General features: G+C 69.8%; 14 protein-coding genes and 1 riboswitch. Of the genes, 10 read left to right on the top strand and 4 right to left on the bottom strand.

Annotated elements, in window-relative coordinates; all coding sequences use genetic code 11:
- Positions 1-72: 72 nt before the first annotated feature.
- Together ACFYXU_RS08645 and ACFYXU_RS08640 are read right to left on the bottom strand one after the other, a co-directional pair.
- The gene (locus ACFYXU_RS08645) at positions 73-1,575 is read right to left on the bottom strand and encodes a hypothetical protein (RefSeq protein WP_389456985.1); all 1,503 of its coding nucleotides are present in this window, start codon (positions 1,573-1,575) and stop codon (positions 73-75) included.
- A 67-nt stretch (positions 1,576-1,642) separates the two neighbouring features.
- On the bottom strand, positions 1,643-1,849 hold the full coding sequence (locus tag ACFYXU_RS08640) for a hypothetical protein (protein ID WP_329856822.1): 207 nt from the start codon (positions 1,847-1,849) through the stop codon (positions 1,643-1,645).
- A 165-nt stretch (positions 1,850-2,014) separates the two neighbouring features.
- On the opposite strand from ACFYXU_RS08640, the gene ACFYXU_RS08635 reads away from it, so the two are divergent.
- A complete protein-coding gene (locus tag ACFYXU_RS08635) occupies positions 2,015-2,989 on the top strand; it encodes a carbohydrate kinase family protein (protein WP_376514708.1) in 975 nt (324 codons plus the stop codon).
- 399 nt (positions 2,990-3,388) lie between these two features.
- Here the strand turns inward: ACFYXU_RS08635 and ACFYXU_RS08630 are convergent, their stop codons facing one another.
- Positions 3,389-4,777, bottom strand: a complete 1,389-nt coding sequence (locus ACFYXU_RS08630; protein ID WP_389456983.1) for a cysteine desulfurase/sulfurtransferase TusA family protein — start codon at positions 4,775-4,777, stop codon at positions 3,389-3,391.
- Between the two features lie 346 nt (positions 4,778-5,123).
- Here ACFYXU_RS08630 and coxB point away from each other — a divergent pair, with 346 nt between their 5' ends.
- The 4 genes from coxB to ACFYXU_RS08610 all read left to right on the top strand — a co-directional run bounded on the left by coxB (position 5,124) and on the right by ACFYXU_RS08610 (position 9,593).
- Positions 5,124-6,089: a cytochrome c oxidase subunit II gene (gene coxB / locus ACFYXU_RS08625; protein WP_329856817.1), complete on the top strand. Its 966-nt coding sequence runs from the start codon at positions 5,124-5,126 to the stop codon at positions 6,087-6,089.
- Complete coding sequence (gene ctaD / locus ACFYXU_RS08620) at positions 6,086-7,822, top strand: cytochrome c oxidase subunit I (RefSeq protein WP_329856816.1); 1,737 nt, start codon at positions 6,086-6,088, stop codon at positions 7,820-7,822. Before coxB ends, ctaD begins: the two co-directional genes overlap by 4 nt.
- Complete coding sequence (locus tag ACFYXU_RS08615; RefSeq protein ID WP_329856814.1) at positions 7,819-8,217, top strand: cytochrome c oxidase subunit 4; 399 nt, start codon at positions 7,819-7,821, stop codon at positions 8,215-8,217. Before ctaD ends, ACFYXU_RS08615 begins: the two co-directional genes overlap by 4 nt.
- A gap of 122 nt (positions 8,218-8,339) precedes the next feature.
- Entirely contained in the window at positions 8,340-9,593 is a 1,254-nt protein-coding gene (locus ACFYXU_RS08610; protein WP_376514713.1) for an Ig-like domain-containing protein, read from the top strand.
- A gap of 86 nt (positions 9,594-9,679) precedes the next feature.
- On the opposite strand, the gene ACFYXU_RS08605 is transcribed toward ACFYXU_RS08610, so the two are convergent.
- On the bottom strand, positions 9,680-10,081 hold the full coding sequence (locus tag ACFYXU_RS08605; RefSeq protein WP_329856811.1) for a hypothetical protein: 402 nt from the start codon (positions 10,079-10,081) through the stop codon (positions 9,680-9,682).
- Between the two features lie 202 nt (positions 10,082-10,283).
- Here ACFYXU_RS08605 and ACFYXU_RS08600 point away from each other — a divergent pair, with 202 nt between their 5' ends.
- The 5 genes from ACFYXU_RS08600 to trpD all read left to right on the top strand — a co-directional run bounded on the left by ACFYXU_RS08600 (position 10,284) and on the right by trpD (position 15,652).
- Entirely contained in the window at positions 10,284-10,904 is a 621-nt protein-coding gene (locus ACFYXU_RS08600; RefSeq protein WP_329856810.1) for a heme-copper oxidase subunit III, read from the top strand.
- A 74-nt stretch (positions 10,905-10,978) separates the two neighbouring features.
- Entirely contained in the window at positions 10,979-11,788 is an 810-nt protein-coding gene (locus tag ACFYXU_RS08595; RefSeq protein WP_329856808.1) for a c-type cytochrome, read from the top strand.
- On the top strand, positions 11,785-12,837 hold the full coding sequence (locus ACFYXU_RS08590) for a Rieske 2Fe-2S domain-containing protein (RefSeq protein WP_329856806.1): 1,053 nt from the start codon (positions 11,785-11,787) through the stop codon (positions 12,835-12,837). Before ACFYXU_RS08595 ends, ACFYXU_RS08590 begins: the two co-directional genes overlap by 4 nt.
- Positions 12,834-14,456 (top strand): cytochrome bc complex cytochrome b subunit, encoded by a 1,623-nt coding sequence (locus ACFYXU_RS08585; RefSeq protein ID WP_329856805.1) that lies wholly within the window; start codon positions 12,834-12,836, stop codon positions 14,454-14,456. The genes ACFYXU_RS08590 and ACFYXU_RS08585 overlap by 4 nt, the downstream gene beginning before the upstream one ends.
- A gap of 131 nt (positions 14,457-14,587) precedes the next feature.
- Complete coding sequence (trpD, locus tag ACFYXU_RS08580; protein ID WP_329856804.1) at positions 14,588-15,652, top strand: anthranilate phosphoribosyltransferase; 1,065 nt, start codon at positions 14,588-14,590, stop codon at positions 15,650-15,652.
- 87 nt (positions 15,653-15,739) lie between these two features.
- Positions 15,740-15,855: riboswitch (SAM riboswitch) on the top strand.
- Positions 15,856-15,891 lie beyond the last annotated feature (36 nt).

Raw genomic sequence — 15,891 nt, 5'->3', positions numbered from 1 at the left:
GCCTTAAGCACGTGAGGGCGGCGGCCCCGGGGAGATCCCGGGGCCGCCGCCCTCACGTGTGCCCCGGGGGGCTCAGCTCCGCGGCACGGCCTCCTCGCTCGCCGCGTCCACCACGGACCGGTCGCCCAGCGGACTCCGCAGCGTCACGCTCACCGTGATCTCCTTGGCGACCGCCACGCACATCCGCCCCGGGTCGGCCTTCTCGTCGATCCGCACGGTCACCTTCTCCGGGGTCTCCACGGCCTTGGCGGTGTACGTGCTGCACACCCCGCCCCAGAAGGTGACCGACAGCTTCCGGCCATCCTCGGCCGTCCGGTACGCGGTGATCTGACGGGCCGGCGCCGTGCCCTCGCCCGGCCCGGTGGGCTTCACCGGGGGAGCCAGGTGCTCCGGCGCCACCGCCGTCTCGATCACGGTGTACGGCGCCGCGTCCACCGGGTCCGCCGTGAACATCCAGGAGGGCACGAGCAGCCGCTCGCCCGCCACGTCCTGCGCGGTCAGACCGAACACCGCGGCCGTCACCGGGACCTCCTTCGGCGGCGCCGCGTCCGAGGCCGACCGGCAGGGCGCGGCCGGTTCGGTCCCGCCGCTCGCGTCGACGGGGGCCCTGCCGTTCCCCTCGACACCCGCCGCCGGCGGATCGGTCGCGCAGCCGCCGATGCCGACCCGGCCCGAGTTCTTCGCGTCCTCGTTCAGCTCCGCGAGCGCCTTCTCCGCCCCCACCACCGGGTACGTGTCGCCCTTCACCGGCTCCTTGAGCGTCCCGCTCCCGGCGACGGCCCGGCCGTCCGGGCCGATGTGCAGCCCCGTCGCCCAGCCGTAGGTCGGCAGCCCGCCGATCACCGGATCGGCGTTGACCACCCGTACCGAACCCTCCATCACCTGGGTCGCGGTCACCTTCGCGTCGTCCTGGCCGAGCGCCTTCAGGACCGGCGCGGCCGCCGCCTTCGCCGCGGCCTCGCTCACCGGTGAACCGCCGCTCGGGGGCTTCGCCTCACCGGGCGGCGGGCACGCCCTGCCCTTGAGGCAGGAATCGCCCACCGGGCCGCCGTCGTACCAGGAGTACGACCAGCTCCCCGGGGCCGCCTTCGCCACGTCCAGGCGCGGACCCCGGCCGTCCTTCTCCGGGTGGATCGTCCACACGTCGCCGACCAGCACCGGCCTGCCCTCGATCCCGAGCGCCTCGGCCAGCCTGGTCACCTCCGCCGAGGTGACCAGGCCCTCGGGCCGGTGGACCGCGGCCGAGGAGGGCCCTTGGGGGAGGGGACCCTTGGCTTCGTAGACCGTCCCGTGCGAGCCGCCGCTCGGGTCCGGTTCACCCGGCGCGATGCCGGGACCGCCCCCCGGGTCCGGCTCGCCCGGCGCGATGCCGGGGACGCCGCCGCCCTTCCCCAGTCGCAGGGGCGGGGGCGACGCCGTCGCGGCCTTCCCGTCACCCGCGGACGGTGTCGCCTCGCCGCCCGCCGTCGCCGCGACGGCGAGATACACGCCACCGCCCCCGGCGAGCAGCACACCCGCCGCCACCGAAACGGCCAGGACGTTCCGCCGCCTCCGTACGTTCTCCGTACCGCTCACCGCAACGCTCCTTCGTCTCGAACGGACGCCGATGGGACGGAGCGGAGGCGCGGACGGTTCCCCTCCGTCAGCCGCCGTACTCGGCGGTGGCGTCGATCAGCCGGGCCGAGGCCGCCGGGACGACCACCCCGTGGATCGACGCGGGAGAGACCGGAACGGGGGCCGGATCGGCCGGAGTCACCCAGTGGGGGGCCATCCGGGCACCGTCCCCGCGCAGCTGGGCGAGGCTGAACTCGGACTCGTGTCGCTCACGAGGAGCGGGGTAGATGCTCATGTGCGCACCGTAAGCACCGCACCGCTCCGGGGAAAAGACCTACTCTGGGGTAGTTTCCGCTGTTCGGCAGGGAGCGCCCCACCCGGTAGCGTGATCTGTCGCCCGCCTTCACCCTTCATCCGAGCGCCCCGCGCGCCCCGATCGAATTCGCAGGAGCACCCCGCCGTGCGTATCGCAGTCACCGGCTCCATCGCCACCGACCACCTCATGACCTTCCCCGGCCGGTTCGCCGACCAGCTCGTGGCCGACCAGCTCCACACGGTGTCCCTCTCCTTCCTCGTCGACAACCTGGACGTGCGCCGGGGCGGCGTCGGCCCGAACATCTGCTTCGGCATGGGCCAGCTCGGCGGCGCCCCGATCCTCGTCGGCGCGGCCGGCTACGACTTCGACGAGTACCGCGCCTGGCTCGACCGGCACGGCGTCGACACCGGCTCGGTGCGGATCTCCGAGGTCCTGCACACCGCGCGCTTCGTCTGCACCACCGACAAGGACCACAACCAGATCGGCTCCTTCTACACCGGTGCGATGAGCGAGGCCCGGCTGATCGAGCTCAAGGCCGTCGCCGACCGGGTGGGCGGCCTCGACCTGGTCCTCATCGGCGCCGACGACCCCGAGGCGATGCTCCGCCACACCGAGGAGTGCAAGGACCGCGGCATCCCCTTCGCCGCCGACTTCTCGCAGCAGATCGCGCGCATGGACGGCGACGAGATCCGCACGCTCCTCGACGGCGCCACCTACCTCTTCTCCAACGAGTACGAGAAGGGCCTCATCGAGTCCAAGACCGGCTGGACCGAGGCGGAGATCCTCTCCCGCGTCGGCCACCGCGTCACCACGCTCGGCTCGCGCGGCGTGCGCATCGAGAAGGTCGGCGAGACGCCCATCGAGGTCGGCTGCGCCGAGGAGACCGCCAAGGTCGACCCGACCGGCGTCGGCGACGCCTTCCGCGCGGGCTTCCTGACGGGCCTGTCCTGGGGCGTGGGCCTGGAGCGCGCGGCGCAGGTCGGCTGCATGCTGGCGACGCTGGTGATCGAGACGCTGGGGACGCAGGAGTACACGCTGCGGCGGGCGAACTTCATGGAGCGGTTCACGAAGGCGTACGGCGAGGACGCGGCGACGGAGGTCCAGTCCCACCTGCTCTGATCCCTTCCGGGCGGGGCCGCGCCTCGTGTGCCCGCGCCCGTTGTAGGCCTTCGCCCGCTGCCCGTGTGGGCAATCGTCCCGCTGGGCGGGACGGGTGGGCACACGGGACGGCGCCCTGAGCGGCGCCTCCGCGATCTGGGCCTGGACCCGCACCACCATGTGCTGCACCGGTCGGTGCGGGTCCAGGCACGACAGCCTCTGGCGCCGGCAGGGCGCTGCTCCGTTGTGCCCACCCGTTCCGCCCCTTGCGGAACGCCTGCCCACAACGGGGTCGGCGGAGGCACCGGCCCGCAACGGACCGGCGGGCGCGCCGCCCGCGACGGGGCCGCTGGGGCCGCAGGCCCACCACGGCGGCGTGCCGCCCACGGCGCGCGCCGCCCGTAACGGCGCCGCCCGGCGTCAGGACGTGCGGCGGACGACGTAGGCCGTGCCGCCCGCCGCGGACGTCTCCTCGCCCACGTACGCCTGGCCCCGCATCTCGCACCACGCCGGAATGTCCAGCCGCGCCGCCGCGTCGTCCGACAGGACCGTCACCGTCCCGCCCACCGGCACGTCCCCGATCACCTTCGCCAGCTCGATCACCGGGATCGGGCACCGCTTGCCCAGGGAGTCGACGACGAGGGAGCCCGAGGGGGCCGGCGCGGACACCACGGCGCCCGAGGCGCCCAGCCGCTCCCGTACCGTCGCGACCACCCCCGGCAGGACCGCGAGGAAGCGGTCCACGTCCTCCTCCGTGGTGCCGGACGGCAGGGACACCCGCACGTTCCCCTCGCTCAGGACGCCCATCGCGCGCAGCACATGGCTGGGCGTCAGTGTCGAACTCGTGCACGACGAACCGGACGAAACGGAGAAACCCTCCCGGTCGAGCTCCGACAGCAGCGTCTCGCCGTCCACGTAGAGACAGGAGAAGGTGACCAGGTGGGGCAGGCGCCGCACCGGATCGCCCACCACCTCCACGTCCGGCACCAGCTCGGGCACCCGGGCCCGGATCCGGTCCACCAGCCCCCGCAGCCGCGCCCCCTCGGCCGCCGCCTCGGCCCGGACCGCCCGCAGCGAGGCCGCCGCCGCCACGATGGCGGGCAGGTTCTCGAAGCCGGGCGCCCGCCCCGACTCCCGCTCGTCCGAGGGCCCTTGGGGCGCGAACCGGACGCCCTTGCGCACGGCGAGGAGACCGACGCCGGCCGGACCGCCCCACTTGTGCGCGCTCGCCGTGAGCAGCGACCAGCCCTCCGGCGCGGGGCCCCAGCCGAGGGACTGCGCCGCGTCCACGAGCAGCGGCACGGACGCCGCCCGGCAGGCCTCCGCGATCTCGGCCACCGGCTGCTCCGTCCCCACCTCGTGGTTGGCCGACTGGAGACAGGCCAGGGCCGTCCCCGCGACGGCGAGCGCGGCCGTGAAGGCGTCCGCGTCCACCGCGCCCGACCGTCCCACCGGTACCTCGGTCACCGTGCCGCCGACCGAGGCGAGCGCCTCACCCGCGTGGAGTACGGAGGAGTGTTCGACCGCCGAGACCACGAGCCGGTTCCCGACACGCCGACGCCCCGCGAGCGCCCCGGAGATTCCGGCGTGAACCGCGCGCGTCCCCGAAGGAGTGAACACGAGCTCGTCCGGACGGCACCCCACGGCCTCCGCCGCGGCCTCCCGGGCCGCGTCGAGCAGCAGCCGGGCCCGCCGCCCCTCCCGGTACAGCCGGGCGGGGTCGGCCCAGCCCTCGTCCAGGGAGGCGAGCAGCGCCTGGCGGGCTACGGGGTGCAGGGGAGCGGCGGACGCGGCGTCGAAGTACGGCATCCGCCCACCGTAGAGGCCGGGGATCCGGCGGCGGCGGAGCGGGGATCCGTCGCGGCCGGCGCCCCCGTGGCCGTCCGCCCGTGAGGCCTCGTCAGAAGGAGGGCGCGGTGCGTCGCCAGACGGCCGAACGGACCCCTCCGACCCCCCTCCGGAACCCCGGAGTCCACCCCTTCGGGGACTCGGACGGCGCGTTGGGCACCCTCCCCGCGCGACCCCAAATAGCGTCCAGTAGGGTTTGGTCCGCATAAACATCCAAACCCCTGCCCGCGGCCGGGGCGGCGACCGACCAGCGAGACGGACGGCCGTGGCCGACCACTGCGGGCCGAGACTCTCGGGAAGGCGCTACGTGAGTCCCAACGGCTCCGACCGCTCGTCGCGGCGCCCGATGCGGCGGAAGCTGCCGCAGGTGCTGACTGCGGGCCTGATCCTGGCGACAGCCACGGGCTGCTCGTACAACTGGGAAGACTTCCCCCGCCTTGGCATGCCCACCCCCGTCACGGAAGAGGCTCCCACGATCCTCTCCCTGTGGCAGGGGTCCTGGGCCGCCGCGCTCATCACCGGAATCCTGGTGTGGGGCCTGATCATCTGGTCCGTCATCTTCCACCGGCGGAGCAGGACCAAGGTCGAGGTTCCTCCGCAGACCCGTTACAACATGCCCATCGAGGCGCTGTACACGGTCACCCCGCTCATCATCGTCTCGGTGCTCTTCTACTTCACCGCGCGCGACGAGTCGAAGCTCCTCGAGCTCACCCCGAAGCCGGCGCACACGGTCAACGTGGTCGGCTACCAGTGGAGCTGGGGCTTCAACTACGTCGAGAACGTGCCCGGTGTGCAGGGCGACGCCAAGACGGACAAGAACCTCGCCGCGATCCCGGACAAGTTCCTCGAGGACTTCCCGGCGAACGCGGGCGGTGTCTACGACGCCGGCATCCCCGGCGACCGGAACCCGCAGACCGGCAACCCGGGCCCGACCCTGTGGCTGCCGAAGGGGGAGAAGGTCCGGTTCGTCCTGACCTCCCGTGACGTCATCCACTCGTTCTGGGTGGTCCCCTTCCTCATGAAGCAGGACGTCATCCCGGGTCACACCAACTCCTTCGAGGTGACTCCGACCCAGGAGGGCACCTTCCTCGGCAAGTGCGCCGAGCTCTGCGGTGTCGACCACTCTCGGATGCTCTTCAACGTGAAGGTGGTCTCTCCGGAGCGCTACCAGCAGCACCTGAAGGAGCTGGCGGAGAAGGGGCAGACCGGCTACATCCCGTCCGGCATCGAGCAGACGGACCCGGCTAGGAATGCGGAGAAGCACCAACTGTGAGCATCCACAACGAAACCCAGGGTGCCGCCGCAGCTGAGGACTCTTACGAGAACGAGCTGCCCGTACGGCGCAAGCAGCCCGGCAACGTGGTCATCAAGTGGCTCACCACCACCGACCACAAGACCATCGGTACGCTCTACCTGGTCACGTCGTTCGTCTTCTTCTGCATCGGCGGACTCATGGCGCTCTTCATGCGCGCCGAGCTGGCCCGTCCCGGCACGCAGATCATGTCGAACGAGCAGTTCAACCAGGCGTTCACGATGCACGGCACGATCATGCTGCTGATGTTCGCGACGCCGCTGTTCGCCGGATTCGCGAACTGGATCATGCCGCTTCAGATCGGCGCGCCCGACGTGGCGTTCCCGCGGCTGAACATGTTCGCCTACTGGCTCTACCTCTTCGGCTCGATCATCGCGGTGGCCGGCTTCCTCACCCCGCAGGGTGCGGCCGACTTCGGCTGGTTCGCCTACTCCCCGCTGTCGGACGCCGTCCGCTCGCCGGGTGTCGGCGCCGACATGTGGATCATGGGTCTGGCCTTCTCCGGCTTCGGCACGATCCTCGGTTCGGTCAACTTCATCACCACGATCATCTGCATGCGCGCCCCCGGCATGACGATGTTCCGCATGCCGATCTTCACCTGGAACGTGCTGCTGACCGGTGTCCTGGTCCTGCTCGCCTTCCCGGTCCTGGCGGCCGCGCTGTTCGCCCTGGAGGCGGACCGCAAGTTCGGTGCCCACGTCTTCGACGCCGCCAACGGCGGCGCCTTGCTGTGGCAACACCTCTTCTGGTTCTTCGGACACCCAGAGGTGTACATCATCGCCTTGCCCTTCTTCGGCATCGTCTCCGAGGTCATCCCGGTCTTCAGCCGCAAGCCGATGTTCGGCTACATCGGTCTGGTGGCCGCGACCATCGCGATCGCCGGTCTGTCCGTGACCGTGTGGGCCCACCACATGTACGTCACGGGTGGCGTGCTCCTCCCGTTCTTCTCCTTCATGACGTTCCTCATCGCCGTACCGACCGGCGTGAAGTTCTTCAACTGGATCGGAACGATGTGGAAGGGCTCGTTGTCCTTCGAGACACCGATGCTCTGGACGATCGGCTTCCTGGTCACCTTCACCTTCGGTGGTCTGACCGGCGTCATCCTGGCCTCGCCGCCGATGGACTTCCACGTCTCCGACTCGTACTTCGTCGTCGCGCACTTCCACTACGTCGTCTTCGGCACCGTGGTCTTCGCGATGTTCGCCGGCTTCCACTTCTGGTGGCCGAAGTTCACGGGCAAGATGCTGGACGAGCGCCTGGGCAAGATCACGTTCTGGACGCTGTTCATCGGCTTCCACGGGACCTTCCTCGTGCAGCACTGGCTCGGCGCCGAGGGCATGCCGCGTCGTTACGCGGACTACCTGAACGCCGACGGCTTCACCACGCTGAACACGATCTCGACGATCTCCTCCTTCCTGCTCGGTCTGTCGATCCTGCCGTTCCTCTACAACGTCTGGAAGACCGCCAAGTACGGCAAGAAGATCGAGGTCGACGACCCGTGGGGCTACGGCCGCTCGCTCGAATGGGCGACCTCCTGCCCGCCGCCGCGGCACAACTTCCTCACGCTGCCGCGGATCCGTTCGGAATCCCCGGCGTTCGACCTGCACCACCCTGAGATCGCTGCGGTCGACCAGCTCGAGAACAAGCCGCACGAGGCCGCGGCCCTCACGGGCAGCAAGGAGGCCGGCAAGTGAAGATCCAGGGCAAGATGTTCATCTGGCTGAGCGTCTTCATCCTTGCCATGGCGATCGTGTACGGCGTCTGGTCCAAGGAGCCGGTCGGCACGACGGCGCTCTTCCTGGCCTTCGGCCTGGCCATCATGATCGGCTACTACCTGGCCTTCACGGCCAAGCGTGTCGACGCGATGGCGCAGGACGACAAGGAGGCCGACGTCGCGGACGAGGCCGGTGAGGTGGGCTTCTTCGCCCCGCACAGCTGGCAGCCGCTCTCGCTGGCCGTCGGTGGCGCCCTCGCCTTCCTCTCCATCGCGATGGGCTGGTGGATCCTGTACTTCTCCTTCCCGCTGATCCTCGTCGGCCTGTTCGGCTGGGTCTTCGAGTTCTACCGGGGCGAGAACCAGAACCAGTAGCGGTACCCCGCTCCGCACCGGAGCACACCGAGGGGCCCGGACACTTCGTCAGCGAAGTGCCCGGGCCCCTCTTTTGCAGCACTCGGCGCGCTGGCTGCCGGGATTGTCCTTAGCGTGAAGTCATGAACGACACGCCGCGCATTCGGACTGTTCTGAGCTGCACCCTTCTGGCCGTCACCGTCCACGCGGGCGCCACCGCGTGCGCGGGCTCCGACGGCCACCCCCTGTCGGAGAAGGCCTACGACGCGGCCGAGCAGCTCGCGGTCAACGCTCCCGCCGACGGCGCCAAGGCGGACCCCGAGAAGCCCCTGGAGATCACGGCCAAGGACGACGACGCCCGGATCACGGACGTCACCGCCGTCGACTCCTCGGGCCACCACCTCGCCGGCGAGCTCACCGCGGACGGGCAGCGCTGGCGCTCCACGGCCGCCCTGGCCGCCGGCGCCCGCTACACGGTCCAGGTGGCCACCGAGGACGAGGACGGCGCTCCAGGCGCCCGTACGTTCACCTTCGAGACGGCTCCGGCCAAACGGGCCCTGACCGTGGCCTTCGGGCCGGAGGCGGGCACGTACGGCGTCGGACAGCCCATCACGGCGGAGCTCAGCCTCCCGGTCAAGGACCGGTCGGCCCGCGCCGTCGTCGAACGGGCCCTCAAGGTCCGCTCCACGCCCTCCGTCGAGGGCTCCTGGTACTGGGTGGACGACAAGAAGCTGCACTTCCGCCCGAAGGAGTACTGGCCGGCCGGGGCGGTCGTCACGGTCACCGGCAACCTGGACGGCCTCAAGGTCGGCGACAAGCTCTACGGCGGCGCGTCCAAGCCGCTCAAGCTCACCATCGGGGACCGGATCGAGGCCGTCGCCGACGCCGAGTCGCACTACATGACGGTGAAGCGCAACGGAGAAGTGATCAACACCATTCCGGTGACCACCGGAAAACCGGGCTTCTCCACCCGTAACGGGATCAAAGTGGTGCTCGGCAAGGAGTACTACGTCCGGATGCGGGGCACCAGCATCGGCATCGCGGAAGGCAGCTCGGACTCCTACGACCTGCCCGTGTACTACGCCACCCGGGTGACGTGGAGCGGCGAGTACGTCCACGCCGCGCCGTGGTCCGTCGGCTCTCAGGGCGTCGAGAACGTCAGCCACGGCTGCGTCGGCATGTCGACGGGGAACGCGGCCTGGTTCTACGAGACCGTCCGCGCCGGAGACGTCGTCCGCGTCGTCAACAGCTACGGCGAGCAGATGGACACGTTCGGCAACGGCTTCGGCGACTGGAACCTGGAGTGGGACAAGTGGCGGCAGGGCAGCGCGCTGGTGGAGGCCGCCGGAAACCCCGTGGCCCCCACCGAGAAGGCCCGTCTGAGGCCGTCGATCTAGAGCGCGCCGTCACCCTCCCGTCCGCCCTCCGGGCGACGACGGGAGCTCGACGACACGCGGGCCCCGCCGCACGCGCCCCGGGCGGCTCAGGCGTCGATCGACAGGCGCGAGCGCAGCAGGGATGCCAGGGACGCCGCGAACTCGACCGGTTCCACCGGAAGGGTGACCGCGGCGTCCGCGCGGCTCCAGGTGGCCAGCCAGGCGTCCTGGGGCCGCCCGATCAGCAGCAGCACCGGCGGGCAGGCGAAGACCTCGTCCTTGATCTGCCGGCAGACACCCATGCCTCCGGCGGGCACCGCCTCGCCGTCGAGCACGCACACGTCGATCCCGCCCTCGTCCAGGCGCTTCAGCACCGCGGGCAGCGTGGCGCACTCCACGAACTCGACCGGGGGAACGTCGGTCGCGGGCCTGCGTCCGGCCGCGAGCCGCACCTGCGCGCGGGTGTTCGCGTCGTCGCTGTAGACCAGGACCGTGGCACTCGACTGCATCGTTCCTCCGTGGGGAAGTCCGTGGGAAGGTCGTCGACCGATGCGCCGGATGCTACTCCGGTCCACAGCCCGTCAACACCCGTTCAGCACCTGTTCGAACGGCGCTCAGGGGCCTCCGCACTGGGCCGTTCGGGCTGGACACGGCCCCCTGACACTCCGAACGGCACCCCCCGGAGTGAGGGCGGGATAAGCGACCGACATAATGTCGGTCGTGGCGACAGTAACGACAGTAGAAACAGGGCACGCGCACCCGTCGGTCAATCGACCGAACCTCACCAGCGTCGGAACCATCATCTGGTTGAGCTCCGAGCTGATGTTCTTCGCGGCCCTCTTCGCGATGTACTTCACCCTGCGATCGGTGACGGGTCCCGAGTTCTGGGCGGAAAAGGCCTCGGCCTTGAACTTCCCCTTCTCGGCGACCAACACCACCGTCCTGGTGCTCTCCTCCCTCACCTGCCAGCTCGGCGTCTTCGCCGCCGAGCGGGGCGATGTGAAGAAGCTCCGGACGTGGTTCATCATCACGTTCGTGATGGGTGCGATCTTCATCGGCGGACAGGTCTTCGAGTACACCGAGCTGGTCAAGAAGGACGGTCTCTCGCTGTCCTCGGACCCGTACGGCTCGGTGTTCTACCTGACCACCGGCTTCCACGGCCTGCACGTGACGGGCGGTCTCATCGCCTTCCTGCTGGTCCTCGGCCGGACGTACGCCGCCAAGAGGTTCACCCACGAGCAGGCAACCGCCGCCATCGTCGTGTCCTACTACTGGCACTTCGTCGATGTCGTCTGGATCGGCCTCTTCGCCACGATCTACATGATCAAGTAATCGGCTCCGCCTCCACGGCGGACCGAGACATCCAGCAAGCATCGACGCAGAAGATCCTGACACCGGGGTAATCCGTGAAAAAGCTCTCCGCACGACGACGCCATCCGCTGGCGGCGGTCGTCGTCCTACTTCTCGCGCTGGCGGCCACGGGGGGGCTGTACGCCGCGTTCGCGCCCGCGGGCACGGCGAAGGCCGATGAAACCGCCCAGTCCCTCGCCATCGAGGAGGGCAAGAAGCTCTACTCCGTCGGCTGCGCCAGCTGCCACGGAACCGGCGGTCAGGGCACCTCTGACGGCCCGTCCCTCGTGGGCGTCGGTTCGGCCGCGGTCGACTTCCAGGTCGGCACCGGCCGTATGCCGGCCCAGCAGCCGGGCGCCCAGGTCCCGAAGAAGAAGGTCATCTACTCGCAGGCTGAGATCGATCAGCTCGCGGCGTACGTCGCCTCTCTCGGTGCCGGCCCGATCACGCCGACCGAGGGCCAGTACAGCCCTGACGGTGCCGACGTCGCCAAGGGTGGCGAGCTGTTCCGCACCAACTGTGCCCAGTGCCACAACTTCACCGGCGAGGGCGGCGCGCTGACCTACGGCAAGTACGCCCCCAGCCTCGAAGGCGTGGACCCGAAGCACCTCTACGAGGCCATGCAGACCGGCCCGCAGAACATGCCCTCCTTCCCCGACACGACCATGCCGGAGAAGGCCAAGAAGGACATCATCGCGTACGTCCAGGCCGTCAACAGCGACAAGGCCGACAGCCCGGGCGGTCTCAGCCTCGGTGGCCTCGGCCCCGTCAGCGAAGGCCTGTTCGGCTGGGTCTTCGGCCTGGGCGCGCTGATCGCAGTTGCCATCTGGGTCGCGGCCCACACCGCTAAGGCCAAGAAGTCATGAGTAGCCAAGAGATTCCAGAAGAGAACCTGCCGGCAGGGCAGGACACCGCGCACGGCGCGGTGATGGTCGCCGACGACCCGTTCGCCGACCCGGGCCTCCCGCCCCACAAGCCCCGCATCCAGGACATCGACGAGCGGGCCGCCCGTCGGTCCGAGCGCGCGGTCGCCTTCATGTTCACGCTGTCGATGCTGGCCACCATCGGCTTCATCGCCTCGTACGTGATCTTCCCGGTCGACAAGATCGTGTACATCTGGCCGCTCGGCCGGGTGTCCGCGCTCAACTTCGCCCTGGGTCTGACCCTCGGCGCCGCCCTCTTCTTCATCGGCGCGGGCGCGGTCCACTGGGCCCGCACCCTGATGTCCGACGTCGAGGTCGCCGACGAGCGTCACCCGATGGCGGCGTCGCCCGAGGTCAAGGCCAAGGTCATGGCGGACTTCGCGGCCGGTGCCGCGGAGTCGGGCATGGGCCGCCGCAAGCTCATCCGCAACACGATGTTCGGCGCGCTGTCGCTCGTACCGCTCTCCGGCATCGTCCTGCTGCGCGACATGGGCCCGCTGCCCGAGAAGAAGCTCCGGACCACGCTGTGGACCAAGGGGCTCCAGCTCATCAACATGAACACGAACGAGCCGCTGCGTCCCGAGGACGTCGCGGTCGGCTCGCTGACCTTCGCGATGCCCGAGGGCCTCTCGGAGCACGACGAGCACTTCCAGACCGAGATCGCCAAGGCCGCCCTGATGATCGTCCGGATCCAGCCGGAGGACATCAAGGACAAGCGCGAGCTCGAATGGTCCCACCAGGGCATCGTCGCGTTCTCGAAGATCTGCACCCACGTGGGCTGCCCGATCTCCCTGTACGAGCAGCAGACGCACCACGTGCTCTGCCCGTGCCACCAGTCCACCTTCGACCTCTCCGACGGCGCCCGCGTCATCTTCGGCCCGGCCGGTCACGCCCTCCCGCAGCTGCGGATCGGCGTGAACGACAAGGGCTTCCTCGAGGCGCTCGGCGGCTTCGACGAGCCCGTCGGTCCTGCCTTCTGGGAGCGCGGATGAGCACCGTGACCGAAACGAAGAAAGCACCCGCCGGTGAGCGGGTCGCGGACTGGGCCGACGGCCGCCTGGGGATCTACACGCTGGCCAAGGCCAACATGCGGAAGATCTTCCCGGACCACTGGTCCTTCATGCTGGGCGAGGTCTGCCTCTACAGCTTCCTCATCATCATCCTGACGGGCGTCTATCTGACGATGTTCTTCCACCCGTCGATGAACGAGGTGGAGTACGTCGGACCGTACGTCCCGCTCCAGGGACAGCTCATGTCCGAGGCGTTCAACTCGACCATGCACATCTCCTTCGAGGTGCGCGGTGGTCTGCTGATCCGGCAGATCCACCACTGGGCGGCGCTGATCTTCCTCGCCGGCATGTTCGTGCACATGATGCGCGTGTTCTTCACCGGCGCGTTCCGCAAGCCGCGTGAGATCAACTGGCTGTTCGGCTTCCTGCTGTTCTTCCTGGGCATGTTCACCGGCTTCACCGGTTACTCGCTCCCGGACGACCTGCTCTCCGGCACCGGTGTCCGCTTCATGCAGGGCGCGATCCTGTCCGTGCCGGTCCTCGGCACGTACCTGTCGATGTTCCTGTTCGGCGGCGAGTTCCCCGGCGGCGACTTCGTCGCCCGGTTCTACTCGGCGCACGTGCTGCTGCTCCCCGGCATCATGCTGGGCCTCGTGGTCGCCCACCTCATCCTGGTGTTCGTCCACAAGCACACCCAGTTCGCCGGCCCCGGCCGCACGAACAACAACGTCGTCGGCATGCCGCTGCTGCCCGTGTACATGGCGAAGGCCGGAGGCTTCTTCTTCCTGGTCTTCGGCGTCATCGCGGTCATCGCGGCGATCGCCTCGATCAACCCGATCTGGGCCATCGGCCCGTACCGTCCGGACCAGGTGTCCACCGGCGCCCAGCCCGACTGGTACATGGGCTTCGCCGAGGGTCTGATCCGTGTCATGCCGGGCTGGGAGATCAACCTGTGGGGCCACACGCTGGTCCTCGGCGTGATGATCCCGCTGGCGATCTTCCCGGCGGTCCTCGCGGCCATCGGCGTCTACCCGTTCATCGAGTCGTGGATCACCGGCGACAAGCGCGAGCACCACATCGCGCAGCGCCCGCGCAACGCTCCGACGCGCACCGCCTTCGGTGTCGCCTGGATCACCGCGTACATGATCATGCTCGTGGGTGGTGGAAACGACCTCTGGGCGACCCACTTCCACCTGTCGCTGAACTCGATCACCTGGTTCGTGCGGATCTTCTTCTTCGTCGGCCCGGTCATCGCGTTCATCGCCACCAAGCGGATCTGCCTCGGCCTCCAGCGCCGCGACAAGGACAAGGTGCTGCACGGCCGCGAGTCGGGCATCATCAAGCGCCTGCCGCACGGTGAGTTCGTGGAGATCCACGAGCCGCTCAGCCAGGGCGAGCTGCACCGCCTCACGGCGCACGAGCAGTACGACGCCGCGCAGCTCCCGCCGGCCGTCGACGAGAACGGCGTCGAGCGCAAGATCGGCCCCATGGAGAAGCTGCGGGTCAAGCTCAACAAGGGCTACTACGGCGACGACAGCCAGGTCGCCAAGCCCACGGTCGAGGAGTACAAGGAGATCCAGAGCGGCCACGGCCACCACTGATCACCTGAACCCCTGACCTCCTGAAGGTCGCCACGGCGAGAGCCCCGTCCATTCGATGGACGGGGCTCTTTGCCGTCCCCGGAGGTCGATAGGGTGGGACCGTATCCGTCACGTGATCACCAGGAGCTGCCATGAGCGCTGCGACCCCCGCTGGAGGACCTACCACGGCGGGCCGCTCCTGGCCCGTCCTGCTGAACGGTCTGCTCGACGGCCGGGACCTCTCCGCCGACGACACCGCCTGGGCGATGGACCTGATCATGAGCGGCGAGGCGACCGACGCGCAGATCGCCGGCTTCATGGTGGCGCTGCGCGCCAAGGGCGAGACCGTGCAGGAGATCACCGGCCTCGTGCGGACCATGTACGCGCACGCGAACGTGATCGAGGTGCCCGGCCCCGCCGTCGACATCGTCGGCACCGGCGGCGACGGCGCCAAGACGGTGAACATCTCCACCATGGCCTCCATCGTGGTCGCCGGCACGGGCGCCAAGGTCGTCAAGCACGGCAACCGGGCCGCGTCCTCCGCCTCCGGCTCCTCGGACGTCCTGGAGAAGCTCGGCATCAACCTCGACCTGACCCCGCGCCGGGTCGCCGAGGTCGCCGAGGAGGCGGGCATCACCATGTGCTTCGCCGTCAGGTTCCACCCCTCGCTGCGGCACGTCGCCGCGGCCCGCGGGCAGCTCGGCATCCGGACCACCTTCAACGTCCTCGGGCCGCTGACCAACCCGGCCAAGGTGCGGGCCCAGGCCGTGGGCGTCGCCGATCCGCGCATGGCGCCGGTCGTCGCCGGGGTCTTCGCCGAGCGCGGCAACTCCGCCCTCGTCTTCCGCGGCGACGACGGTCTCGACGAGCTGACCACCACCTCCACCTCCCGCGTCTGGGTGGTCAGGGACGGCGGTGTCACCGAGGAGCGCTTCGACCCGAGGGACGTCGGCATCGAGCTCGTCACGCTGGAGGCGCTGCGCGGCGCCGACGCCTCGTACAACGCCGACGTGGCGCGCCGGCTGATCGCGGGGGAGACCGGCCCGGTCCGGGACGCGGTGCTGCTCAACGCCGCGGCGGCGCTCACCGCCCTGGAGCCCGGCGCGGGCACCCTGGTGGAGCAGCTCGCCGCGGGCATCGCGAAGGCGGCCGAGTCCATCGACTCCGGTGCCGCCCGCCGCACGCTGGAGCGGTGGATCGCGGCCAGCAACGCCTGAGCCGGTGTGAACGGCGTGTGTCGTCCCCGTCCCGGATGCCGGGACGGGGTTGCGGCCCCGTGATCGCCTGGCATAAGTTCTGGAACAGGTCATGAGTGACAGCTGCAAGGCCCCGGCCGGCTGTCCGGCAACCCTCCGTCCGTGGCGGGGTGCCCCGGGTGAAGACCAGGTCGTACGGCAGAAGCCTGCGGCAAGCGCGGACCCCTGCGCGTCACCCTGGGGTCCTTGGTCCTCTAGGG

It is taken from the genome of Streptomyces sp. NPDC002232, from assembly GCF_042890295.1.
GTDB lineage: Bacteria > Actinomycetota > Actinomycetes > Streptomycetales > Streptomycetaceae > Streptomyces.
This window is presented reverse-complemented; position numbering and strand designations above follow the sequence as displayed.